Annotated in this window: 18 protein-coding genes; 7 read left to right on the forward strand and 11 right to left on the reverse strand. The window is 68.1% G+C overall.

Features of this window, described 5'->3' with window-relative positions:
• The first annotated feature begins 14 nt into the window (after positions 1 to 14).
• Both ACSQ3Y_RS09615 and ACSQ3Y_RS09620 read left to right on the forward strand, forming a co-directional pair.
• A complete protein-coding gene (locus tag ACSQ3Y_RS09615; RefSeq protein ID WP_436177109.1) occupies positions 15 to 4,877 on the forward strand; it encodes a PAS domain S-box protein in 4,863 nt (1,620 codons plus the stop codon).
• Between the two features lie 25 nt (positions 4,878 to 4,902).
• A complete protein-coding gene (locus tag ACSQ3Y_RS09620) occupies positions 4,903 to 6,033 on the forward strand; it encodes a response regulator (RefSeq protein ID WP_057199633.1) in 1,131 nt (376 codons plus the stop codon).
• A 40-nt stretch (positions 6,034 to 6,073) separates the two neighbouring features.
• Here ACSQ3Y_RS09620 and ACSQ3Y_RS09625 read toward each other — a convergent pair whose 3' ends face one another.
• Complete coding sequence (locus ACSQ3Y_RS09625; RefSeq protein ID WP_057266048.1) at positions 6,074 to 7,006, reverse strand: inositol monophosphatase family protein; 933 nt, start codon at positions 7,004 to 7,006, stop codon at positions 6,074 to 6,076.
• A 171-nt stretch (positions 7,007 to 7,177) separates the two neighbouring features.
• Here ACSQ3Y_RS09625 and ACSQ3Y_RS09630 point away from each other — a divergent pair, with 171 nt between their 5' ends.
• Both ACSQ3Y_RS09630 and cysE read left to right on the forward strand, forming a co-directional pair.
• Positions 7,178 to 7,954: an RNA methyltransferase gene (locus tag ACSQ3Y_RS09630; protein ID WP_436177110.1), complete on the forward strand. Its 777-nt coding sequence runs from the start codon at positions 7,178 to 7,180 to the stop codon at positions 7,952 to 7,954.
• Positions 7,955 to 7,988: 34 nt separating this feature from the next.
• The gene (cysE, locus tag ACSQ3Y_RS09635; protein ID WP_436177111.1) at positions 7,989 to 8,768 is read left to right on the forward strand and encodes a serine O-acetyltransferase; all 780 of its coding nucleotides are present in this window, start codon (positions 7,989 to 7,991) and stop codon (positions 8,766 to 8,768) included.
• Positions 8,769 to 8,801: 33 nt separating this feature from the next.
• Here cysE and ACSQ3Y_RS09640 read toward each other — a convergent pair whose 3' ends face one another.
• The 3 genes from ACSQ3Y_RS09640 to yjgA form a co-directional block, all read right to left on the reverse strand.
• The gene (locus ACSQ3Y_RS09640) at positions 8,802 to 9,692 is read right to left on the reverse strand and encodes a hypothetical protein (RefSeq protein WP_436177112.1); all 891 of its coding nucleotides are present in this window, start codon (positions 9,690 to 9,692) and stop codon (positions 8,802 to 8,804) included.
• A gap of 141 nt (positions 9,693 to 9,833) precedes the next feature.
• A complete protein-coding gene (gene mog, locus ACSQ3Y_RS09645) occupies positions 9,834 to 10,439 on the reverse strand; it encodes a molybdopterin adenylyltransferase (protein ID WP_436177113.1) in 606 nt (201 codons plus the stop codon).
• On the reverse strand, positions 10,432 to 11,091 hold the full coding sequence (yjgA, locus tag ACSQ3Y_RS09650) for a ribosome biogenesis factor YjgA (RefSeq protein ID WP_057266039.1): 660 nt from the start codon (positions 11,089 to 11,091) through the stop codon (positions 10,432 to 10,434). The genes mog and yjgA overlap by 8 nt, the downstream gene beginning before the upstream one ends.
• Before the next feature lie 64 nt (positions 11,092 to 11,155).
• On the opposite strand from yjgA, the gene pmbA reads away from it, so the two are divergent.
• The gene (gene pmbA / locus ACSQ3Y_RS09655; RefSeq protein ID WP_436177114.1) at positions 11,156 to 12,586 is read left to right on the forward strand and encodes a metalloprotease PmbA; all 1,431 of its coding nucleotides are present in this window, start codon (positions 11,156 to 11,158) and stop codon (positions 12,584 to 12,586) included.
• Positions 12,587 to 12,590: 4 nt separating this feature from the next.
• Here pmbA and ACSQ3Y_RS09660 read toward each other — a convergent pair whose 3' ends face one another.
• The 6 genes from ACSQ3Y_RS09660 to ACSQ3Y_RS09685 all read right to left on the reverse strand — a co-directional run bounded on the left by ACSQ3Y_RS09660 (position 12,591) and on the right by ACSQ3Y_RS09685 (position 19,236).
• Positions 12,591 to 12,965, reverse strand: a complete 375-nt coding sequence (locus tag ACSQ3Y_RS09660) for a hypothetical protein (protein WP_436177115.1) — start codon at positions 12,963 to 12,965, stop codon at positions 12,591 to 12,593.
• On the reverse strand, positions 12,938 to 13,351 hold the full coding sequence (locus tag ACSQ3Y_RS09665; protein WP_436177116.1) for an NAD(P)H-binding protein: 414 nt from the start codon (positions 13,349 to 13,351) through the stop codon (positions 12,938 to 12,940). Before ACSQ3Y_RS09665 ends, ACSQ3Y_RS09660 begins: the two co-directional genes overlap by 28 nt.
• Positions 13,352 to 14,344: 993 nt before the next feature.
• Positions 14,345 to 15,154, reverse strand: coding sequence for an aldolase/citrate lyase family protein (locus ACSQ3Y_RS09670; protein ID WP_436177117.1), 810 nt, complete (start codon positions 15,152 to 15,154; stop codon positions 14,345 to 14,347).
• A 12-nt stretch (positions 15,155 to 15,166) separates the two neighbouring features.
• Positions 15,167 to 16,636, reverse strand: coding sequence for an NAD-dependent succinate-semialdehyde dehydrogenase (locus ACSQ3Y_RS09675; RefSeq protein WP_436177118.1), 1,470 nt, complete (start codon positions 16,634 to 16,636; stop codon positions 15,167 to 15,169).
• Positions 16,637 to 16,664: 28 nt separating this feature from the next.
• Positions 16,665 to 18,212, reverse strand: coding sequence for a UxaA family hydrolase (locus ACSQ3Y_RS09680; protein WP_057199643.1), 1,548 nt, complete (start codon positions 18,210 to 18,212; stop codon positions 16,665 to 16,667).
• A gap of 31 nt (positions 18,213 to 18,243) precedes the next feature.
• A complete protein-coding gene (locus tag ACSQ3Y_RS09685) occupies positions 18,244 to 19,236 on the reverse strand; it encodes a tripartite tricarboxylate transporter substrate binding protein (RefSeq protein WP_436177119.1) in 993 nt (330 codons plus the stop codon).
• A 115-nt stretch (positions 19,237 to 19,351) separates the two neighbouring features.
• On the opposite strand from ACSQ3Y_RS09685, the gene ACSQ3Y_RS09690 reads away from it, so the two are divergent.
• A complete protein-coding gene (locus ACSQ3Y_RS09690) occupies positions 19,352 to 20,308 on the forward strand; it encodes a LysR substrate-binding domain-containing protein (protein WP_057199645.1) in 957 nt (318 codons plus the stop codon).
• A gap of 4 nt (positions 20,309 to 20,312) precedes the next feature.
• Here ACSQ3Y_RS09690 and ACSQ3Y_RS09695 read toward each other — a convergent pair whose 3' ends face one another.
• Positions 20,313 to 21,074, reverse strand: a complete 762-nt coding sequence (locus ACSQ3Y_RS09695; protein WP_057199646.1) for an IclR family transcriptional regulator — start codon at positions 21,072 to 21,074, stop codon at positions 20,313 to 20,315.
• Between the two features lie 113 nt (positions 21,075 to 21,187).
• Between ACSQ3Y_RS09695 and ACSQ3Y_RS09700 the strand changes: the two genes are divergently transcribed.
• On the forward strand, positions 21,188 to 22,045 hold the full coding sequence (locus ACSQ3Y_RS09700) for an SDR family oxidoreductase (protein WP_436177120.1): 858 nt from the start codon (positions 21,188 to 21,190) through the stop codon (positions 22,043 to 22,045).
• The last annotated feature ends 23 nt before the right edge of the window (positions 22,046 to 22,068 follow it).

Consider the following 22,068-nt stretch of genomic DNA (forward strand, 5'->3'; position numbering starts at 1 on the left):
ACCGGGGGCTGTGCATGGCACAGGTGAAGAGGAACGACAAAGAGGGCAGATTTCTGGATCGCGTGCTCGAACGCGATCCCGCCTGGACGCGGGGCATGGCACTGGTGGTGGTGCTGTCGCTGCTGGGGGCCTGGCTGGTCGTGCAGGCAGTGGTGTACTGGCGCGGCCAGGAGCGGGCGGTGGAGCGCACGCGCATCGTGCAGCAGGCGGCCGATGCGCTGATCACGCAGACCACCGGGGGCGGCCTGATCGGCGCCGTCTCGCTCATGGGCCTGAGCGAGCCCCAGCTCAAGGACATGGCGCGCGGCTACACACCGCCGGATGACCCGGGATCGCTGGCGCGGCTGGCGGTGGCGCGCGGGCGCTTTCTGATCAGCGGTGTGTATGTGATGTCGGCCGATGGCACCGTGGTTGCGCACGAGACGGCAGGCGAGAAGGCGACCGGCTCCAACCTGGCGTTTCGCCCCTATTTTCGGCAGGCCATGAAGGGGGCCATCAGCGTCTATGCAGCCATTGGCGTGAACAGCCAGGAGCGCGGCCTGTACTACGCGGCGCCCCTGTACGAGACGGACTCTCCCTCCAGCTCCATCATCGGCGTGGTGATGTTCAAGGTGGGCTTTGAGGTGGTCGATGCGCTGGTGGCAAGCACCGGCATCCCCGCGCTGCTCATGTCCCCGCAGGGCGTGGCGTTCTCGTCCACCCGGCCCGAATGGCAGTTTGCCGTGGCGCCGCCGCTCACGCAGGCCCGCATCGATGCGATCCGTGCGTCGCGCCAGTTCGGGCGCCACTTCGAGAACGGCGTGGCCTCCGCGCTGCCGTTTGCGCCCGATGCCGGCGAGGTGCTGCTCAATGGCGTGACCTATGCGGTGGCGAGCCGGGGCATCGAATGGAACGACCCTGGAGGCCAGTGGCAACTGGTGGTGCTCGACGATGTGAGCGCCCTGGTCCCCGCCCTGCTGCGCTGGCAGGTGGGGGCAGCAGCCTTTGTGTTGCTGGCCTTGCTGGGGCTGCTGCTGCTGGACCTGCTGCGCAGCCGCGCACGCATGGCGGCCGCGCTGGAGCGTTTCCGGGTGCTCGGCGCGGCGCTGGAGAGCAGCCCCGTGGCCGTGGTCATCACCGATGGCGAGGGCCGCATCGACTGGGTCAATCCGCAGTACGAGCGCAACACCGGCTATGCCCTGGACGAGGTGCGCGGCAAGAAGCCGTCCATCGTTTCCACCGACCAGACGCCGCCGCAGACTTACAAGGACATGTGGGCCACCCTGCTGTCGGGGCGGTCCTGGCGCGGCACCTTTGTGAACCGGCGCCGCGACGCCAGCATCTACCACGACGAGGCCACGCTGTCGCCCGTGTTCGATGGGCGCGGCAAGCGCATTGCCATCGTCGGGCTGCACGAGGATGTCTCGGAGCGCATGCGCGCGCAGTCCGAGCTGGAGCGGCGCGAGCGCCTGCTCAACGAGCTGCTGGAGCAGCAGACCGCCATCTTCGACAATGCGCCACCCATCCTGCTGGTCTGCGAAGGGCAGTTCCGCCAGTTCAACCCGGCCTTCGTGGAGCTCATGCGGGGCACGGCCTCGCAGTTGCTGGGCGGCGAGGTGACGGCGCTGTTCGGCGACAAGGTGCAATCGGACAGCTTTGCGGCCCTCATCGCGCAACGGCTCGCCTCGGGCCAGGCCTTGCGCGAGCGTGCCACGCTGCGCCGGCTGGATGGCAGCAGCTTCGAGGCCCGGCTGGCCGGGCGCAGCATCAACATGGAGGGCTACCGCTCTGCCTCCATCTGGGTCATCGAGGACGTGACCGAGGCCCGCAAGGGCGAGATTGCCATCCAGCAGGCCAATGAGCGGCTGGAGATCGCCCAGGAAGCCGGCAAGGTGGGCGTGTTCGACATCGATCTGGTGGCCGATACGGTGGTCTGGTCCGACAAGCTCGTGTCCATGCTGGGCCTGCCTGCGGGCACGCAGCCTGCGGGCCTTGGCTACTGGCTTGACCGCCTGCACCCGGATGACCGCGAGGAAGCGAGTGCGAATTTCAGGGCCAGCCTGGATGGGGTCGATACCGACCTGCGCAATTCCTGGCGCATCGTGCGCCCGGACGGCGAGGTGCGCTGGTTCCTGATGGCTGCGCGCATCCTGCGCGACGGCGCGGGCCGTGCGGTGCGCGTGGTGGGCGTGAGCGTGGACATCCACGACCAGAAGCAGCTGGAGGAGCAGGTGGAGGAGCAACTGGGCTTCCAGCAGGCGCTGATCGACGCGATTCCTGTGCCCCTGTTCTACAAGGGGGCCGACGGGCGCTACATCGGCTTCAACCGCGCATATGAACAGGCCTTCGGCGTGCGCCGAGACCAGTTGGTGGGCAAGACCGTGCTCGACCTCGACTTCCTGCCGCCCGAGCAGCGCATGCGCTTCCAGGGCGACAACCTGCAGGCGATGAATGGCCTGCATTCGGTGCACAAGGAGGTGGACCTGTCGTACGCCGACGGGCAGGTGCACCACACCCTGTTCTGGCTGCATGCCTTCGCGCGGGCCGACGGCTCGCCGGGCGGCGCCATCGGCACTTTCGTGGACATCACCGACCGCCAGCGCGCCGAAGAGGACCTGCGCCGCGCCAAGGAGCTGGCCGAGGAGTCCACCGCGCTCAAGTCCAATTTCCTGGCCAACATGAGCCACGAGATCCGCACGCCGATGAACGCCATCATCGGCATGTCGCACCTGGCGCTCAAGTCGGGGCTGAACGCGCGCCAGCACGACTACGTGAGCAAGATCCAGCAGGCCGGGCAGCACCTTTTGGGCGTGATCAACGACATCCTGGATTTCTCCAAGATCGAGGCGGGCAAGCTCACGGTCGAAAAGCAGCCCTTCGTGCTGGACCGCATGCTTGAGAGCGTGACCGACGTGGTGGGCTACAAGGCCGGCGCCAAGGGGCTGGAGCTGGTCTGCGATGTCGCCGCCAACGTGCCGCCCAACCTGCTGGGCGATTCGCTGCGCCTGGGACAGATCCTCATCAACTTTGCCAACAACGCCATCAAGTTCACCGACCAGGGTGAGATCAGCATTGCCGTGCGGCTGCTCGAAGAGAGCGAAACGCGGGTGAGCCTGCGCTTCGAGGTGCGCGACACGGGCATCGGCCTCACGCCCGAGCAGATGGGGCGGCTGTTCGCCAGTTTCCAGCAGGCCGATACCTCGACCACGCGCCGCTATGGCGGCACCGGCCTGGGCCTGGCCATCTGCAAGAGCCTGGCCGAGCTGATGGGCGGCGAAGTCGGGGTGATCAGCGAGTTCGGCCAGGGCTCGACCTTCTGGGTCAGCCTGCCGCTGGAGCGTGGTGCCCCGGCCCGGGTGCTGTTGCCGCCGCCGGACCTGGTGGGCCGCCGGGTGCTGGTGGTGGACGACAACCACACGGCGGCCACCGTGCTGTCGGACATGCTGCAGGCCATGGGCTTCGAGGTGGAGCAGGCCTACTCCGGCTTGCAGGCGCTCGATATCCTGCGCGAGTCCATGGCGAAGAACCGCTTCTTCGGCCTGCTGCTGCTCGACTGGCACATGCCGGGCATGGACGGTGTCGAGCTGGCGGGCCACATCCGCAGTCTGGGCATGCCCCAGGTGCCGCAGATGCTGATGGTCACGGCCTACGGGCGCGAGGACGTGATGCGCGCTGCGCGCGCGCAGGGCATCGAGACGGTGCTGATCAAGCCCGTGAATGCCTCCCTGCTGCTGGAGACGCTGATGCAGCCTCTGGAGCATGCCCTGCCGGCGCTGCAGCGCCAGTATGTGCCGCCGCCCGTGTCCGAGGAGCTGCCCCTGGCCATCCGGGGCGCGCGGGTGCTGCTGGTGGAGGACAACGAACTCAACCAGATGGTGGCCGTGGAACTGCTGCGCGACGCGGGTTTCGACGTGGACGTGGCGGGCAACGGGCAAGTGGCCATCCACCGGCTGCACGAGGACAGCTACGACCTGGTGCTGATGGACATGCAGATGCCGGTGATGGATGGGGAGACCGCCACGCGCCACCTGCGCGCGGACCCGCGCTTTGCGCGCCTGCCCATCGTGGCCATGACAGCCAATGCCATGGACGCCGACCGCCAGCGCTGCTTTGATGCCGGCATGAACGACCACGTGGCCAAGCCCATCGACCCTGCGGCCCTTTGGAAGGCCCTGGCGCGCTGGATACAGCCGCGCCCCGGGCTGGGCGTGCCCCAGGGCCTGCCCCCGCAGCCGCACCACGCTGGCGCCATGCCACCCAGGCCCCCGCATCCTGTGGACTGGCCCCTGGTGGCCGGGCTGGATACGGCGCTGGGGCTGCAGCGCGCCCTGGGCAAACCCGCCCTTTATGGCGACATGCTGCGCCGGTTTGTCGAGGGGCAGGCTGGCGCCGTGCCGGAGATGGAGGTTGCGCTCGCCAACGGGGACCTGGGTCTTGCCGAGCGCCTGGCGCACACGCTGCGCTCGGTGGCCGCCAACATAGGTGCGCAGCCCGTGGCAGACCGCGCCTACCAGCTCGAAGACCTGCTGCGCAAGGGCCCGCCGCCACCAGAGGCCACCGCACCCCTGCTCGCGGCGCTGGGTGGGGTGCTCCTGCCCCTGATCGATGCGCTCAAGCGGTGGGCCGCAGGCGCGCCGGCACTGGCCGATGCAGCCGGCCTGGTGCCGACCAGGCCCCCGGCCGAACTGCTGCACCAGCTGCGCACGCTGCTGTTACAGGACGACCCGGCAGCCGCCGAGTTTTTGCAACACAATGCAATGGTGTTGGAGGGATTCCTGGACCCGGTGTTTAAGGCGGTGGATGTGCACATTCGGAACTTTGATTTCGAACAGGCGCTGGATACCATCGCCTCTGTGGTGCCCGAGCCGCCACCCCCTGATTCCGCCATAGCCCCCTGAACGGTCCCAATTCGCAGGAAAGCCCATGGACAACGCGCCCTTCGCTTCGCACCAGCCGACCCTTGTGGACAAGCCGATCGCCACAGTACTGGTGGTGGACGATACGCCCGACAATCTCACGCTGATGGGCAGCCTGCTGCGCGAGCACTACCTGGTGAAGGTGGCCAACCATGGGGAAAAGGCACTCAAGATCGCCCAGTCGGACACCAGGCCCGACCTCATCCTGCTGGACATCATGATGCCCGAGGTGGACGGCTACGAGGTCTGCCGGCGCTTGAAGGCCTCGCCCGCTACGCGCGACATCCCGGTGATCTTCCTTACCGCCCGCTCCGACCCGGATGACGAGCGCATGGGCCTGGCCCTGGGCGCGGTGGATTACATCACCAAGCCCATCAGCCCGCCCATTTTGCTGGCGCGCGTGAACACGCACCTGGCGCTCAAGGCCACGGCCGACTTCCTGCGTGACAAGAGCTCCTACCTGGAGCGCGAGGTGGCCCTGCGCACGCTGGAGGTACAGGCCATCCAGGACGTGACCATCATGGCCATGACCTCGCTGGCCGAGACTCGCGACAACGAGACCGGCAACCACATCCGCCGTACCCAGCTGTACGTGAAGGCGCTGGCCGAACGGCTGCGCCACCACCCGCGTTTCGAGCACGCGCTCAATGACCGCATGATCGACCTGTTGTACAAGTCGGCGCCGCTGCACGACATCGGCAAGATCGGTATCCCGGACAGCATCCTGCTCAAGCCCGGCAAGCTCACGGTGGAAGAGTTCGAAGTCATGAAGACCCACACCACGCTGGGCCGTGCCGCCATCGAGGACGCCGAGAAGCGCCTGGGCATGCGCGTGGCGTTCCTCAGCGTGTCCAAGGAAATCGCCTACAGCCACCAGGAAAAGTGGGACGGCTCGGGCTACCCCGAGGGGTTGGCGGGCGACGCCATCCCCGTGTCGGCCCGGCTCATGGCGGTGGCCGACGTGTACGACGCGCTGATCAGCAAGCGCGTCTACAAGCCTGCGTTCTCGCACGACCAGGCCTGCAGCACCATCGTGCGTGGCCGGGGCACGCATTTCGACCCCGACATGGTGGATGCCTTCGTGGACATCGCCGAGGATTTTCGCGTCATCGCGCAGAAGTACCCCGACCCGGGTTGATGGGCTGGGGGAGGGTGGCGATGGACCACCCTGCAGGCTATCAGAGCGGGGCGCTCTCGTCCTTGGCTGCGCCGTCCTGTGCGTCGGGAGCGGCGTCCGCCGCTGGGGCCGCATCCGGCTCACCGGCATCGGCCGCCTGGCGCACGGCAGCCTTGTCGCCGGCACTGGCGAACTTGCTGTACTTGCCCAGGATGGGCACCAGCTGGCCGTAGATGCGGGGGGTGCCGGCCAGGCATTCGCGCTGCTCCAGGAACTCGGCCTCGCCCGTGAAGTTGCCCACCAGGCCGCCGGCCTCGGTCACCAGCAGCGAGCCGGCGGCGATGTCCCAGATGGACAGGCCGGTTTCGAAGAAGCCATCGGTGAAGCCGGCGGCCACGTACGCCAGGTCGAGTGCTGCGGAGCCGGGGCGGCGCAGGCCGGCCGTGCGCTGCATCACGTCGGCCATCATGTTCATGTAGCTCTTGAAGTTGTCGCCCGGGCGGAAGGGGAAGCCCGTGGAGATCAGGCAGTCCTTGAGCTGGGTGCGCTTGCTCACGCGGATGCGGCGGTCGTTCATGTACGCGCCACGGCCCTTGGTTGCGGTGAACAGGTCGTTGCGCGAGGGGTCGTAGATGACGGCCTGCTCGATCTTGCCCTTGACGGACAAGGCGATGCTCACGCAGTACACGGGAAAGCCGTGGATGAAGTTGGTGGTGCCGTCCAGCGGGTCGATGATCCAGACGAATTCCGAATCCTTGGCGCCGTATTCCGAACCCGACTCTTCGGCCAGGATGCCGTGGCCGGGGTAGGCCGTCAGCAGGGTTTCGATGATGATCTTCTCGGCCGCGTGGTCCACCTCGGTCACAAAGTCGTTCACCTGCTTTTGCGAAATGCGCACGGCCTCCACGTCAAGGGCCGCGCGGTTGATGATGGCGCCGGCGGCGCGTGCGGCCTTGATGGCCACGTTGAGCATGGGGTGCAGGTTGGACGACATAAATTGTGGTTTCTGGCAGGGCGCCGGCAGGGGGCGCGCCTTGCGAAAGAGGAGCGTGGAACGCAGCCAGGCGATGCGGGCGGCGACAATAGGGGCTGGATTTTACCTGTTTTGCCGTTTCCGTCCCAATGCAAGGGCCTATCCAGGTCCGCACAGAGCCCTTTCGACCCCATGAAAACCCGTTTCGTCCTGATCAACACCAGCCATGCCGGCAACGTCGGTGCCGCCGCGCGGGCCCTGAAGACGATGGGGTTCGACGACCTCGTGCTGGTCGAGCCACGCTGGGCCAACGTGCTGCGGCGTGAAGAGACCATCCAGCGCGCCAGCGGCGCCCTCGACGTGCTGCAGAACGCGCGCATCGTCGCCACGCTGGACGAGGCGCTCGACGGCATGAGCCACCTGTGCGCCACGGCCATGACGCCCAGGGACTTCGGGCCGCCGACCCGCTCGCCGCGCGAGCATTTTGCGCAGTTGGTCGCCCCTAGGGCGGCAGACGCCGCTGTGGAGTCGGGTGTGGCCTTCCTGTTCGGCTCCGAGCGCTTCGGCATGGCCAACGAGGACGTGTACCGCTGCCATGTGGCGCTGTCGATTCCCACCAATCCCGGCTTCGGCTCGCTCAACCTGGGCGCGGCCATCCAGGTGATCGCCTACGAATGGCGCATGGCCCTGGGGGGCTTCGGTGCGCCAGCGGCGGTGCCCGTGCCGGACCGCGAGGTGGCCGATGCCGCCCAGGAGCGTGAGCTGGCCGATGCCGCCCAGGTGGCCGGCATGCTGGCGCACTGGGAGCGTGCGCTGGTGGACATCGGCTTCCTGGACCCCGAGGCGCCCAAGAAGCTCATGCCGCGCCTGAACCAGCTTTTCAACCGCGCGCAACTGGGGTCCGAGGAAATCCACATCCTGCGTGGTGTCGCTAAAGCCATGATCGAAACGGCGCAGGCAAAGCGCTAGACTGCATTTCCATATTCCAAAAACAACCATAGCCATGTTTGCACGCCTGCGTTCCGACATCCAGTGCATCCTCGACCGCGACCCTGCTGCGCGCAGCACCTGGGAGGTGATCACCTGCTACCCCGGCCTGCACGCCATCTGGCTGCACCGGCCCGCACACTGGTGCTGGGGCCATGGCTTCAAGTGGCTGGGGCGTTTCATCTCGCACATTGCGCGCTGGTTCACGGGCATCGAGATCCACCCGGGCGCCAAGATCGGCGAGCGCGTGTTCTTCGACCACGCCATGGGCGTGGTGGTCGGCGAGACCGCCGAGATCGGCGACGGCTGCACCATCTACCAGGGTGTGACCTTGGGCGGAACCTCGCTCTACAAGGGCGCCAAGCGCCACCCCACTCTGGGCAAGGATGTGGTGGTGAGTGCGGGTGCCAAGGTGCTCGGTGGCTTCGAGGTCGGCGATGGCGCCAAGATCGGCAGCAACGCCGTGGTCATCAAGCCCGTGCCCGCAGGGGCCACGGCCGTCGGCATCCCGGCGCGCATCATCCCCTCCAAGGCCGGCCAGAGCGCCGACGTGACCGAGCCACAGCCGCGCAAGTTCACGGCCTACGGCATCACGCAGGAGGACGACCCGCTGTCGCAGGCCATGCGCGGCCTGATCGACAACGCCTCCTCGCAGGAGCACCAGATCATGCTGCTGTGGCAGGCCATCGAGAAGCTCTCGACGGCGGCCCCGGCCACCCGGGACTGCGTGCCCTGCGATGCGGCCACCACCGAGCAGTTCGAGGCGGGCAAGCTCAACGAGCTGGTGGGCAAGTAGAACCCTTTCCAGGGTTCTCTCCCACCCGGCAGGTCATTTCTTGAGAAACCGGCTGTAGACAGCCCGTGTCTCGGCCTCGAAGTAGCGCCCGGCGGTCTGCCTGGACAATTCCGAGGTCTCCTGCCAGCCAAAGAAGATGATCGCGTCGTAGCTGTCCGAGATCTGCAGCTCGGTCTGCATGAACTCGCGGAAAGCCTGCTTGTCCCACGCGGGCTCGCGGAAGGCCTGGGCGATGTACCAGGTCTCCACCTTGGGCTGGGCGGCCCGTGCGAGGCCCGGCAGGGCGCGCGACCAGTCGTGCAGCGCGCTGGTGGTGGTCTTGTCACCCAGCCAGTAGGTGGTTGTGCCCACCCAGTCCACCTGCGCGATGGCCGGCGCTATGAAGGGCATCACCTTGGGGTGGCCAAAGGTGGCGTGCGGGCTGAACGACAGCCCCAGCTTCACCTGCGGCAGGCGCTGGCGCACCAGCGCGGCGGCACGCTTGAGGTCGTCGAGCTGCGCCTGGTATTCCGCCGGGTCGTCCTCCACCAGCGACGCCTTGAGGTACATCTCATCCAGCAGGTACACGTAGACGCCGGGCTGCAGCAGGTCGGCGTTCTTCGCGATGTAGGCCTCCAGCACGGCGGGGGCGTCGCTCACCAGGCGGGCGGCGCCTTTGTCGGAGATGTTGAACAGGAACAGAAAGTCCAGCATGTTGGTCTTGCCGGCCTTCTGTATCGCACGTGAGGTCTCCAGTGCGCCGCCATAGCCGCCGTAGCCGGCATTGGTCACCAGGTCCGAGGTAGCCACCTGTTCGGGCGTGCCGAAGATCTCGCCCACCAGGCGCTGGGGCGTTGGCGTGGGCCCATCGCTGCTGCCGCCGCCACCGCCGCAGGCAGCGAGCAGGCCAACCAGGGTGAGCTGCAGAAGAAGTCTTTTCTTCATCATGTGTCGGTGAAAGTGAATGTAGCGGCCAGTCTAGGGGCAGCACAACGCACTTTCGTGTGATCCGGCGCACCCACATGGGTCACGAGCCGCATCACTGGTTACAAAATGCAAGCCCGGCGCACCTCGCCAAGCCTGCATTCAGCGGCTGCGCACCGCGCTCTTGGGCCGAAAGGCCTTGCAGACCTCGTCGCGGGTTTCGAGGTAGGGCCCGCCGATCAGGTCGATGCAATAGGGCACTGCTGCGAAGATGCCGGGCACGATCTGGCCGCCATCGGCCGCGCGCAGGCCTTCCAGCGTCTCGGCAATCGCCTTGGGCTGGCCGGGCAGGTTGATGATCAGGCTCTGCCCGCGCACCACCGCCACCTGGCGCGAGAGGATGGCCGTGGGCACGAACTTCAGGCTGATCTGGCGCATCTGCTCGCCAAAGCCCGGCATTTCCTTGTGCGCCACGGCCAGCGTGGCCTCGGGCGTCACGTCGCGCAGCGCGGGGCCCGTGCCGCCGGTGGTCAGCACCAGGCTGCAGCCCGCGTCCACCAAAGCAATCAGCGCGGCGCTGATGCCTGCCTGCTCGTCGGGGATCAGGCGCGCGTCGAAGGTGATGGGGTTGTGCAGTGCGCGGGTGAGCCAGTCCTGCAGCGCCGGCAGGCCCTTGTCTTCATAGACGCCGCTGCTGGCGCGGTCGCTGATGGAGACAATGCCTACCCGGACAGGGTCGTGGACGGCGCCGTGCTCAGCTTCAGGCATGGTCCCCGTCCTCGTCGCCGTCTTCGTCGTTCTCAGGCACGTCGCCCATGTGCTCGCGCACCAGCCGGAACAGGTCGCGGTAAGCGCGGCCCTTGCGCGGCGCCAGGCCCTGCGACACGGCGGCCTTGTCGGCGGGCGGCGCATCCTTGCGCGCCTGGCGGATCAGGGCGCGCAATTGCTGCGTGTCGGTGTCGGGGTGCTCGGCCATCCATGGGGCCAGGGCCTCGTCGTCGGCGATCAGGCGGTCGCGCCACTGCTCGGCCAGGTGCAGCGTGAGTTTCACGTCGGCCGAGCCCTTGTGCTGCTCTTCGAGCGCCTGGCGCGCAGCCTGTACCAGCTCTGGGTCGAGCTTGCGCATGATCTTGCCCACGTACTGCATCTGGCGGCGCTTGCCTTCGAAATTGGTGATGCGCTTGGCCTCGGCCAGCGCATCCACCAGCTTCTCGGGCAGGCCCACCTTCTCGAACAGGTCGGCGCGCAGGGTCAGAAGCTCCTTGCCCAGGTCCTGCAGGGCATCGCTTTCGCGCTTGAGATCGGTTCGGCTGGCATCGGGCGTGCCTTTGAGTTCGGCTTTGAGCTGAATGTCCATTTCGCTGCCTTCGGCAACGAACTGGCCCTTCACAAAGTAGCCTTTTTTGGGTTTGCGTGACATGGGTGGGGGCAAATGGGGAGGTGGCGCAGCGCGCGCCACAGCGGCAAGTATCATAGCTGCCGCTATGAATAAACCCTCCATCCGCACGCCGCGCGCCTCCAGCGCCCCGGCCGCCACCGCATCCGGCACCCCCGACAACGGCTTCAGCTACAGCCGTCCGTTCTTCGAAGAACTGGTGGACCGCGCCCTCGCGCATGCCAAAAAGCTCGGCGCCACCGACGCCGGCGCCGAGGCCTCCGAGGGCTGCGGCCTGTCGGTCAGCGTGCGCAAGGGCGAGCTCGAAACGGTGGAGCGCAACCGCGACAAGTCGCTGGGCATCACCGTCTACATCGGCAACCGCCGGGGCAATGCCAGCACCTCCGATTTTTCCAGCAAGGCCATCGAGCAGACGGCGCAGGCCGCCTACGACATCGCCCGCTTCACGGCCGAAGACCCCATGGCCGGCCTGCCCGATGCCGACGACATCGCGCCCATCGACACGCACCGCGACCTGGACCTGTTTCACCCCTGGTCCATCGACAGCGAGCAGGCCGCGAAGATGGCCATGGAATGCGAGGCCGCCGCCCTGAAGGCCAGCCGCCGCATCACCAACAGCGAAGGCGCAGGCGTGTCGGCCCAGCAGAGCCACTTCTTCAGCGCCCACACGCGCGGCTTCCGCGGTGGCTACGCGTCGTCGCGCCACAGCTTCTCGGTGGCGCCGATTGCCTCGCTGCCCGGCCGCAATGCCGAGATGCAGCGCGACGCTTGGTACAGCTCCATGCGCGATGCGGCCGAGCTGGCCTCGCCGCAGGCCGTGGGCCGCTACGCCGCCGAGCGCGCGCTGTCGCGCCTGGGCAGCCGCAAGATTCCCACCACGCAGTGCCCCGTGCTGTTCGAGTCCACCCTGGCCGCCGGCCTGCTGGGCGGCCTGGTGCAGGCCGTGAGCGGTGGCGCGCTGTACCGCAAGAGCAGCTTTTTGCTCGACTCGCTGGGCAAGCGCGTGCTGCCCAAGCACATCGACGTGCGCGAAGACCCCTTCGTGCTGCGCGGCAAGGGCAGTTCGCCGTTCGACGATGAAGGCGTGCGCGTGGCTCCGCGCCAGGTCGTCAAGGGCGGGCGCCTGGAGGGCTATTTCCTGTCCACTTACTCGGCACGCAAGCTGGGCATGAAGACCACCGGCAACGCCGGCGGCTCGCACAACCTGACCATGACTTCACGCCTGACCCAGCCCGGCGACGACCTCGACGCCATGCTGCAAAAGCTGGGCACCGGCCTGTTCGTGATCGAACTCATGGGCCAGGGCGTGAACTACGTGACGGGCGATTATTCGCGCGGCGCCAGCGGCTTCTGGGTCGAGAATGGCCGCATCGCCTACCCGGTGCATGAGATCACCATCGCCGGCAACTTGAAGGACATGCTGCAGGGCATCGAGGCCGTGGGTGCGGACACCTACAACTACGGTGCCAAGACCGTGGGTTCGATTCTCGTGAACAAGATGAAGGTGGCGGGCAGCTGAGCCATCAGGCCGTGGCGCGGGACTGCGCCGCCCAGGTGTCCTTCCTGCCCCTCATGCCCACTGGCAGCGCCATCCCCACGCGGTTGCGCGACAGGGTGCCGGCAGGCTCCAGGTGGGCCAGCATCAGGGCTACGGCGTCGGCATAGGGGATGATTATCTCGGGCACCTTGGAGGCGAACAGCAGCAGGAGCAGTGGGGCAGGCAGCGCGTTGGCGAAGCCCGCAATGCGCACCGGCAACTGCTCCGTGGCCACCCGCATCCGGGCCATGCCGAGCGCGGCCTTCTCCACCATGGGGCCGGGGCACAGCATGCGCCAGTCCAGGGGCGACGCGCAGATGCGTTCGTAGTTTTTCAGGTGCGGCCAGTAGGTGTCGCGCACCTTGGGCAGGGTAGCGCCCTTGCGGCCCGTCTGGCCGATGTCCAGCGCCGCAGCGCCCCCAAAAAACCAGCAGATAGGCCGCTCGGAGGCGGGCAGCGATTCGACGCTTCGACGATGCGCGCCACCAGGTCCACGAAGGCCTGACCCTCGGTGACCATGCTGGCGCAGTTGATGAGTGCATCGTGTCCCCGGACGATTGCCGCCAGGTCCTCCGTGGCGATCTGGCCGAGGTCGGCCTGGTGTAAGGTGACCAGTGCACGTGTCTCGGTGGGTAGCTTGGCCGGGTTGCGTACGAGCACGCAGACTTGGTGGCCGGCGGTGATCGCCTGTTCGAGCACGTGGCGGCCACGGGAGCCGGTGGCTCCGAGGATGAGGCGGCGCTTCATGGGGATTAGCGTGGTGGGTTGGTGGCGGTGGTTTCTGGAACCTGGGCGCGATCATTCCACGCAGTCCGATTGAAGCCAGGGCCCTGCGCTGCACTGGGGGGGCGGGGTGGTGAAATTGTTCACGGCTTGGGGTGCCTTTGTGGCAGCGGTTGCTGGCGTGTGTTGTCGAGACATGGCGTGCGCTGCGACGGATTTCACGGATCGTGTGCTGTGGTTGCTGCATGCCTGTTTTAAAGGCTGAGGCCGGGGTGTGCGCCCGGCGGCGCACCCACCTTCTTTTGCGTCGCCAAAAGAAGGTGGGCCAAGAAAAGGCGACCCCCAGTCTGCGTCCCCCGTTCGCCCTGTCGGGCGAACGGGGGCAACCTGCGATGCTCGGGCCTGGGGTGGTGCCGATGAACTCGCTGCGTTCTTCGAACTCCGCTCAAACAGCATCGGCAAGCTAGAGCACGAAGTGCGTGTGTCCTTCGGCACACGCACCCACCCCAGGCCCTGCGCTTCTCGGCGCAGCCAGCAGGGGTGGGGAGCGGGGACAAAGACGGCTGCTGCTTCGCAGCTGCGCCTTGGGTCGGTGACGTGCGCGATGCGCGCTGCCGACAGGTTGGGCGCGCTCGCTCTGGCTAGCCGAGCGCAGCGAAGGACCACAGGCCGAGCGAAGCAATGGCCCGAGTGGAGCCCGTTCCCACCCCCTTCTGACCGTGCCGAGAAGCGCAGGGCCTGGGGTGAGCGCGTGCCGAAGGACACGCGCATCGTTGTCTGGCTCGCCGCAGCTGTTTGAGCGGAGTTCGAAGAACGCAGCGAGTTCTGCGGCACACCCCAGGACCGAGCATCGCAGGCTGCCCCCTCGTACGCAGTGCGAGGGGGACACGGGCAGCGGGGTCGCCTTTCTTTTGGGTACTTTTCTTTGGCGAAGCAAAGAACAAGTACCTCGGCCGCCGGGCCGAGACCCGGCCTCCGCCCTCAACACGGGCAGGAAGCCGCCATCGTCCCATGAGGTCAATAGGCCGCGCTCGCCTTGTCAGGCACATCGGCAACCGCGCCCCGCCCCCCAAACTGCCCCCGCAACTTGCGCGCCGCATTCACAAACATCAGCACATCCACGCCCACGGCGACAAAGGTGCATCCCAGATCCAGATAGCGCTGCGCCAACACCGGGTCCGAAGTGAGCGTCCCCGCCGCCTTGCCACTGGCGATGATGGTCCTCATCGCCCCCTCGATGGCCGCCTGCACCTCCGGGTGGCCAGGGTTGCCGCGGTGGCCCATGGATGCCGCCAGGTCGGCCGGGCCGATGAACACGCCATGCACGCCGTCCACCGCGCAGATGGCCGTGAGGTTGTTCAGGGCCGCCACCGTCTCGGCCTGCACCAGCAGGCAGACCTCGTCATCGGCCACGTTCAGGTAGTCGCTGCGCGCACTCCACTCGGAGGCACGCCCCACGGCGCTGCCCACACCGCGGATTCCCAGGGGCGGGTAGCGCGTGGCCGAGACGATGGCGCGCGCCTGCTCGGCCGTATCCACCATGGGCACGAGCAGGGTGCGGGCACCGATGTCCAGCATCTGCTTGATGAGGGCCGTGCTGCCCTCGACCACGCGCACCACGGGCTGGGCGCTGTGGGGCGCCACCGACTGCAGCGCCGCCAGGGTGCTGCGCACGTCGTTGGGGGCGTGCTCGCCGTCGACCAGCAGCCAGTCGTAGCCACAGGTGGCGGCCGCTTCGGCGAGGTAGGGGTCGGCCATGGAGAGCCACAGGCCGACCTGGGGGCGGCGCTCGGCAAGGGCGGTCTTGAAGGGGTTGTGGGCGGGCATGGGTGGGGTCTTTCAGTCGAGTTGTCCCTGGCAGAGGTACTTGGTGTGCAGGTAGTCGTCCAGGCCGTGGGTCGATCCCTCGCGCCCGTAACCCGACTCCTTGACACCACCAAACGGAGCCGCCTCGGCCGCGATCACGCCTTCGTTGATGCCCACGATGCCGGTCTCCAGCGCGTCCGCCACGCGCCAGATGCGCCGCACGTCGTTGCTGTAGAAATACGCCGCCAGGCCAAAGGGTGTGTCGTTGGCTGCGGCGATCACCTCGGCCTCGGTGGCGAAGCGCGTGAGCGGTGCCACGGGGCCGAAGGTTTCCTCGCAGGAGCAGGCCATGGAGGCGTCGGCGCCCACCAGCACCGTGGGCGCGTAGTAGGTGGGGCCCAGCCCGGGCAGGCGCTGGCCACCGGTCAGCACTTTCGCCCCCCGCGCCACTGCGTCCTGCACGTGGCGCGCTATCTTTTCCACGGCCCGGTCATTGATCATGGGGCCGATCTGCGAGGCCAGGTCGCTGGCAGGACCCACCTTGAGCGCGGCCACGCGGGCGCTGAGCTTGCTGGCGAATTCGTCGTGGACGCGGTCGTGCACGAACACCCGGTTCGGGCAGACACAGGTCTGGCCGCCGTTTCGGAACTTGGCGGCCATGAATCCGTCCACGGCCGCATCCACATCGGCATCCTCGAAGACGATGAAGGGCGCGTTGCCGCCCAACTCCAGCGACAGCTTCTTGAGCGTGTCGGCGCTGCGCCGCGCCAGGTGCTTGCCCACGGGCGTCGATCCGGTGAAGGTGATCTTGCGCACGCGGGCGTCATCGAGCCACAGGTCCACCACCTCGGGCGTCTTCTCGCGTGAAGCGGTCACGATGTTGAGCACGCCAGCGGGCACACCCGCCTCGTGCGCCAGCAGCACCAGGGCCAGCGAGGTCAGCGGCGTGTCCTCCGCCGGCTTGCAGACCACCGTGCAGCCGGCAGCCAGGGCCGGGGCGATCTTGCGCGCGATCATCGCCGCCGGAAAGTTCCAGGGCGTGATGGCCGCCACCACGCCCACAGGTTCCTTCAGCGCAAACATGCGCCGGCCCGGCACCGGCGCGGGGATCACTTCGCCGTTCATGCGCGTGGCCTCCTCGGCAAACCATTCGATGTAGCTGGCCGCATAGGCCACCTCGCCCTTGCCCTCGGCCAGGGGCTTGCCCTGCTCGCGCGAGATGAGCCTGCCCAGGTCGTCCTGGTGGGCCAGCACGAGGTCGTTCCAGCGTTTGATGATCTGGGCGCGCTGCTTGGCGGGGACCTTCTTCCAGGCGGGGAAGGCCGCGTGTGCGGCGTCCAGCGCAGCCAGGGCTTCGGGGGCGCCGCTGTCGGGCACGTGGGCGATGACAGCGCCGGTGGCCGGGTCGGTCACGGCCAGCGTGGCGCCGGGGCCAGGTGTCCATTGGCCAGCGATGAAGTTGGCACTGCGTACCAGGTCGGTGCGGGTGAAGGTCAGGGGCATGGGTGTCTATGTTGTGGTCGGTGCGGGTTCAGCTCACGATGCCGAGGTGCCAAGGGACGAACTCATGGTCGCCCAGGCCCAGGGCCTCGCTCTTGGTGGCCTCGCCGCTGGCATGGCGCAGGATCTGCTCGAAGATGCGCTGGCCCATCGCGGGCACGGACACACCCTCGTCGATGACCACGCCGCAGTTGATGTCCATGTCTTCCTCGAGCCGGGTGTACATGGGCGTGTTGCTCGCCAGCTTGATGGTGGGCGCCGGCTTGCTGCCGAACATGGAACCACGCCCGGTGGTAAAGCAGATCAGCTGCGCGCCGCTGGCGATCTGGCCGGTGCAGGCCACGGGGTCGTAGCCGGGCGAGTCCATGAAGACGAAGCCGCTCTGGGTGATGGGCTCTGCGTATTCGTACACCGCCTGGAGCGGTGTGGTGCCGCCCTTCATGGCCGAGCCCAGCGATTTTTCGAAGATGTTGGCCAGTCCGCCGGCCTGGTTGCCATGGCCCACCACGCCGTTGAACTGGGCGTTCTGGCCGGCGGCATAGCGCTCCCACCAGGCCAGGCGGTCCAGCAGCTTCTGGCCCACTGCGGGGCTCACGGCGCGGCGCGTGAGCATGAATTCCACGCCATGGATCTCGGGTGTTTCCGACAGGATGGCCGTGCCGCCGTGGCGCACCAGGATGTCCATGGCCGCACCCAGGGCAGGGTTGGCGGTGATGCCCGAGAAGCCGTCCGAGCCCCCGCATTCCAGCCCGATCTTGAGGTGGGCCGCGCTCACCGGCTGGCGCCGTGCGGCGTTCGCCTCGGGCAGCATGGCCTCGATGGCGGCAATGCCGGCCTCGATGGTGGCGCGCGTGCCGCCCACCTCCTGCATCACCAGGGTGCGCATCAGCCGGCCGGCCTTCAGGCCCTGCGAATCCACCAGCGCATCGACCTGGTTGCGCTCGCAGCCCAGGCCCACGATGAGCACGCCCGCCAGGTTGGGGTGGCGCGCATAGCCGGCCAGGGTGCGGCGCAGCACGTCGAAATGCTCGCTCGGCGAGGACATGCCGCAGCCGCTGGTCTGCGCGAAGGCGGCCACCCCGTCGACATGCGGGAAGGCCGCCAGCCGCTCGGGCGTGAAGTGTGCGGCGATGCGTTTGATGACGGTGGCCGAGCAGTTCACCGACGACAGGATGCCGATGAAGTTGCGCGTGCCCACGCTGCCGTCGGCGCGCACGAAGCCCTGGAAGCTGGCGCGCCCGGCCTCGGGCAGGTAGTCTACGGGCCGCACGTCGGCGCCGAAGGCCGGGTCGCGGTAGTAGTCCACGATCCTGAGGTTGTGGCTGTGTACGTAGTCGCCGGGCTCCAGGTCGCGCGTGGCCACGCCGATCACGGTGTCGTACTTGCGCACTTGCTCGCCCTCAGCGATGCGGCGCGCGGCGATCTTGTGGCCGGCAGGCACCTGGGCGCGTGTGCGCACACCCAGTTCGGGGATGGACTGGCCCAGCGCCAGGGCCGTCTTGGCCACCAGCACGTTGTCGTTGGGATGCAGGTGCAGCAAAGGGCTGGACAGGTCGGTAGAGGCCGCAGGGGTAGTCATCGGGACCTTTTGCTTCTGGGGATGCAGGGACTCAGCTGCGCATCAGCTCGCGCAGCTTGAGCCTGTCGATGAGCACGGTCTCCTTCAGGTAGACCGCATTCACGTACTTTTCGTAGTCGGGGCCGTCCAGGTACAACAGCGGCGCATCGAGCTTGTCGGCCACCGCCTTGAACTCGGGGCTGGCCACGGCCTGGCGGAAGGCGTCGCGCAGCTTGGCGGCCACGGCCGGGTCCAGGCCCTTGGGCGCGCCGATACCGTTGGGGGCATCCACCACCACGTCGTACCCGAGCTCGCGCAGGGTGGGCGTGTCCTTGAAGCGCGCGGTGCGCTGTTCGCCCCAGGTGGCCAAAAGGCGCAGCTTGCCGGCCTCCACATGCGGCGCCCAGGAGCTCGAGTCGGCCAGTGCATCCACATGGCCGCCCAACACGCCCTGCAGGGCCTCGGCGCCACCCTTGTAGGGCACGTGGTTGAGCTGAATGCCGGCCACTGCCGCGAACTCCTCCATGCCCACGTGCGTGGCGCCGCCCACGCCGGCGTGGGCGTACGTCACCTTGCCGGGGTTGGCCTTGGCATGGTCGACGAAGTCCTTCAGGGTCTTGAAGCGCGAGTCCGCCGGCACGGCGATGCCGAAGGTCTGGCCTGAGGTGCGTGCCAGGTAGGTGAAATCCTTGCGCGGGTCGGCCTGCAAGGTGCCCAACTGCGCAAAGCGCGTGACCGAGATGGGGATCTGGCCGATGGTGTAGCCGTCGGCCTTGGCCGCGGCCAGGGCCTTGGAGCCGATCATGCCCGAGGCGCCGGCGCGGTTCTCCACCGCGATGGCCTGGCCCAGGATGCGGCCGGCGACGGTGCACAGGGTGCGCATCGACTGGTCGGCCGTGCCGCCTGCGGGCCAGGGGCAAATGAAGGTGATGGGGCGTTCGGGGTAGGCCTGCGCGAACAGCTTGCCATGCGTGGCTGCGAGCGCAGTGGCCCCGAGGGCGCCAAGGATGAGCTGCCGCCGGTCCTGGCGTGGGGTGTCGTTCATGTCTGTCTCCATTTTTTTGATCGGGAGCCGCGATTGTTCTCAGGCGATGCATAACAATCCAATGAAACTATGGACTCTCTTCATAGCCTGCAAGACATGAATCAGGAGAAACCCCATGACCCGCATCGACCGCGTCCTGCGCTCCAACCTCAAGCTGCGCCACCTGCAGATGCTGGTGGCGCTGGACCAGTTCCGCCACCTGGGCCGTGCGGCCGAGTTCCTGTCGGTCACGCAGCCTGCTGTCTCCAAGACGCTGGCCGAGATCGAGCGCATGTTCGGCCTGCCGCTATTCGACCGCTCCACGCGCGGCACCGAGCCCACGGCCGCAGGCCTGAGTGTGGTGCGTTTTGCGCGCTCGGTGCTGGCCGGCTACGACCGCACGCGCGCCGAGATCGCGGCCGAGGCCAGCGGTGCCAGCGGCCGCACCAGCGTGGGCGCCATGGTGGTGGCCACGCCGGTGCTGTTGGCCCAGGCCGTAGAGCGGCTCAAGGCGCGCTCCATCCACACCACGGTGCTGGTCGAGGAGGGCGACCTCACGCGCCTGCTGCCCAAGCTGCGCCTGGGCGAACTCGACCTCTTCGTGGGCCGCCTGGAGCCCGGCTACGCCTCGCCCGACCTGGAGACCGAGGCCCTGTATGCCGAGCCCATGGCCGTGGTCGTGCAGCCCGGCCATGTGCTGGCGCGAAAGCGCAAACCACAGTGGGCCGACCTGGCCGCGCTGCCCTGCGTGATGCCGCCGCCCTGGGCCTCGCTGCGCGTCAAGCTGGACCAGATGTTCTTTGCGCACGACCTGCACCCGCCGGCCGACATTGTGGAGTCGGCCTCCTTCCTCACGCAGCTGAGCTTCATCCACCAGCGTGGTGCCGTGGCCTTCATGGCGCGCTCGGTGGCGCAGCACTTTGCGGCGCAGGGGCAGGTGGCGGTGCTGCCCTTGGCCGTGCCCATCGATCTGCCGCCTGTGGGCCTGATCACCCTGCGCGGCCAGCGGCCCACGCCCAGCACCGAGCAGTTGATCGACTGCCTGCGCCAGGTGGCTGGCGGCATGCGCAAGAAGCCGCGCGCAAAGCGCTGAGCTTTCAGCTCCAGGTGCGCGCCAGCGCTGCAGCCGCCACCTGCAGCCGCGGCAACTTCTCCAGCGCCTGCGCCAGCGACATGCGCGCCACCGGGGCCTGCAGCGCCACGGCGCAGCGGATGCTTTTGCCGTCCGCTCCGCGCACCGGCACGGCCACGCACACCAGGCCTTCGACGAACTCCTCGGCGTCCACTGCGTAGTCCTCCTTGCGGATGCGCTTGAACTCGGCATCGAGCGCGGCACGCGTGGTCAGCGTGGTCGCGGTGTGGCGCGTGAGCGCAAGCCCATCCAGCAGCTTGTTGCGCTGGCCCGCGGCCATGTGCGCCAGCAACAGCTTGCCGCTGGCCGAGCAGTGCACGGGCACGCGCGTGCCGGGGCGCAGGTTCATCTGCAGCGGAAAGGCCGACTCGATGCGGTCCAGGTACACCACCTCGGCGCCCGACAGGGCCGTGAAGTTGCAGCTCTCGCCCACCTCTGCCACCAACTGGCGCAGCACGGCGTGGCGCACCCCCTGCTGCGTGCTGCCAGCCAGCGTGGCCTCGGCCAGGCGCAGCAAGCGCGGCGCGGGTGCGTAGCGCCGGCCGTCGGGCTCGCGCGCCAGCAGGCCGCCGGCCTCCAGCTGCACCAGCAGCCGGTGCACGCTGGGCTTGGGCCAGCCGCTGGCGGCCACGGCCTCGGCCAGTGTGAGTGGGCGGGCCTCGCGCACCAGCAGTTCGAGCAGGTCGAACAGGCGCAGGCCGGGTGATGGAGCAGTGTTTTCGGTCATGAATCTCTGATTTCGAGACGAAATAAGAAAATATTCCGGGATTTGTGAGGCCTGGCCTACAGTGGGCGCATCGTAGACATCCGTCTGCGTTCTGTAAACAACCGCTCCCACCCATGTCCCTGACCCCCGCACCCTTTCGCAATGCCGTCGTCACAGGTGCTTGTGGCGGCCTGGGCCAGGCACTGGCGCGTGAGTTGCTGGCCCAGGGCACACAGGTGGCGCTGGTGGGCCTGCAGCGCCCGGTGCTCGATGCGCTGGCCGCCACCGCGCCCGGCCGCTGCGCGGTGTACGCGCCCGATGTGGCCGATGCCGCGGCCATGGCGCAGGTCGCTGCCGACTGGATGGCGCGTGCCGGCCTGCCCGACCTGGTGATCGCCAACGCGGGTGTAGCGGGTGGCTTCGACACCGCGGAGGCCGGTGACCTGGCCGTGATGCGCCGCATGCTGGAGATCAACCTGCTCGGCCCTGCCACCACCTTCCAGCCCTTTGTGCAAGCACTGCGCGCGCATGCCGTACAGGGCCCGCGCTGCGCCCTGGTCGGCGTGGCCAGCATCGCCGGCTGGCGCGGCATGCCCGGCAATGGCGCCTACTGCGCGAGCAAGGGCGGGCTGATCCGCTACCTCGAAAGCCTGCGCGCCGAGTGCCGGGGCACGCGGCTGTCCGTACACACGGTGAGCCCGGGCTACCTGCGCACGGCACTTACCGCTGGCAACCGTTTCGCCATGCCAGGGCTCATGGAGCCCGATGCCGCTGCCAAGGCCCTGCTGGCGGGCGTAGCGCGCGGGCGTGAGCACATCATGCTGCCGCGGCACATCGGCTGGCTCTCGCGCCTGCTGGCCTGCCTGCCCGCCGCCACCTACGACCGCCTGCTGCGCGGCCAGCCGCGCAAGCCGCGCGTGGGCGAGGCGGGGGCCACCGCCATCCCCGGGCTGCCCGGCGCCAGCGATGGCGCGCCTGCCGAACCCCGCTGAATTTCACCTGCGAGCCAAGCCCC

The sequence above is a fragment of the Acidovorax sp. LjRoot66 genome (genome assembly GCF_964253305.1).
GTDB lineage: Bacteria > Pseudomonadota > Gammaproteobacteria > Burkholderiales > Burkholderiaceae_C > Acidovorax.

Excerpts from the sequence above, each read along its gene's own strand:
- ACSQ3Y_RS09615 (WP_436177109.1), top strand. The coding sequence starts at position 15 with ATGGCACAGGTGAAGAGGAACGACAAAGAGGGCAGATTTCTGGATCGC.
- ACSQ3Y_RS09620 (WP_057199633.1), top strand. The coding sequence starts at position 4,903 with ATGGACAACGCGCCCTTCGCTTCGCACCAGCCGACCCTTGTGGACAAG.
- ACSQ3Y_RS09625 (WP_057266048.1), bottom strand. The coding sequence starts at position 7,006 with ATGTCGTCCAACCTGCACCCCATGCTCAACGTGGCCATCAAGGCCGCA.
- ACSQ3Y_RS09630 (WP_436177110.1), top strand. The coding sequence starts at position 7,178 with ATGAAAACCCGTTTCGTCCTGATCAACACCAGCCATGCCGGCAACGTC.
- cysE (WP_436177111.1), top strand. The coding sequence starts at position 7,989 with ATGTTTGCACGCCTGCGTTCCGACATCCAGTGCATCCTCGACCGCGAC.
- ACSQ3Y_RS09640 (WP_436177112.1), bottom strand. The coding sequence starts at position 9,692 with ATGAAGAAAAGACTTCTTCTGCAGCTCACCCTGGTTGGCCTGCTCGCT.
- mog (WP_436177113.1), bottom strand. The coding sequence starts at position 10,439 with ATGCCTGAAGCTGAGCACGGCGCCGTCCACGACCCTGTCCGGGTAGGC.
- yjgA (WP_057266039.1), bottom strand. The coding sequence starts at position 11,091 with ATGTCACGCAAACCCAAAAAAGGCTACTTTGTGAAGGGCCAGTTCGTT.
- pmbA (WP_436177114.1), top strand. The coding sequence starts at position 11,156 with ATGAATAAACCCTCCATCCGCACGCCGCGCGCCTCCAGCGCCCCGGCC.
- ACSQ3Y_RS09665 (WP_436177116.1), bottom strand. The coding sequence starts at position 13,351 with ATGAAGCGCCGCCTCATCCTCGGAGCCACCGGCTCCCGTGGCCGCCAC.
- ACSQ3Y_RS09670 (WP_436177117.1), bottom strand. The coding sequence starts at position 15,154 with ATGCCCGCCCACAACCCCTTCAAGACCGCCCTTGCCGAGCGCCGCCCC.
- ACSQ3Y_RS09675 (WP_436177118.1), bottom strand. The coding sequence starts at position 16,636 with ATGCCCCTGACCTTCACCCGCACCGACCTGGTACGCAGTGCCAACTTC.
- ACSQ3Y_RS09680 (WP_057199643.1), bottom strand. The coding sequence starts at position 18,212 with ATGACTACCCCTGCGGCCTCTACCGACCTGTCCAGCCCTTTGCTGCAC.
- ACSQ3Y_RS09685 (WP_436177119.1), bottom strand. The coding sequence starts at position 19,236 with ATGAACGACACCCCACGCCAGGACCGGCGGCAGCTCATCCTTGGCGCC.
- ACSQ3Y_RS09690 (WP_057199645.1), top strand. The coding sequence starts at position 19,352 with ATGACCCGCATCGACCGCGTCCTGCGCTCCAACCTCAAGCTGCGCCAC.
- ACSQ3Y_RS09695 (WP_057199646.1), bottom strand. The coding sequence starts at position 21,074 with ATGACCGAAAACACTGCTCCATCACCCGGCCTGCGCCTGTTCGACCTG.
- ACSQ3Y_RS09700 (WP_436177120.1), top strand. The coding sequence starts at position 21,188 with ATGTCCCTGACCCCCGCACCCTTTCGCAATGCCGTCGTCACAGGTGCT.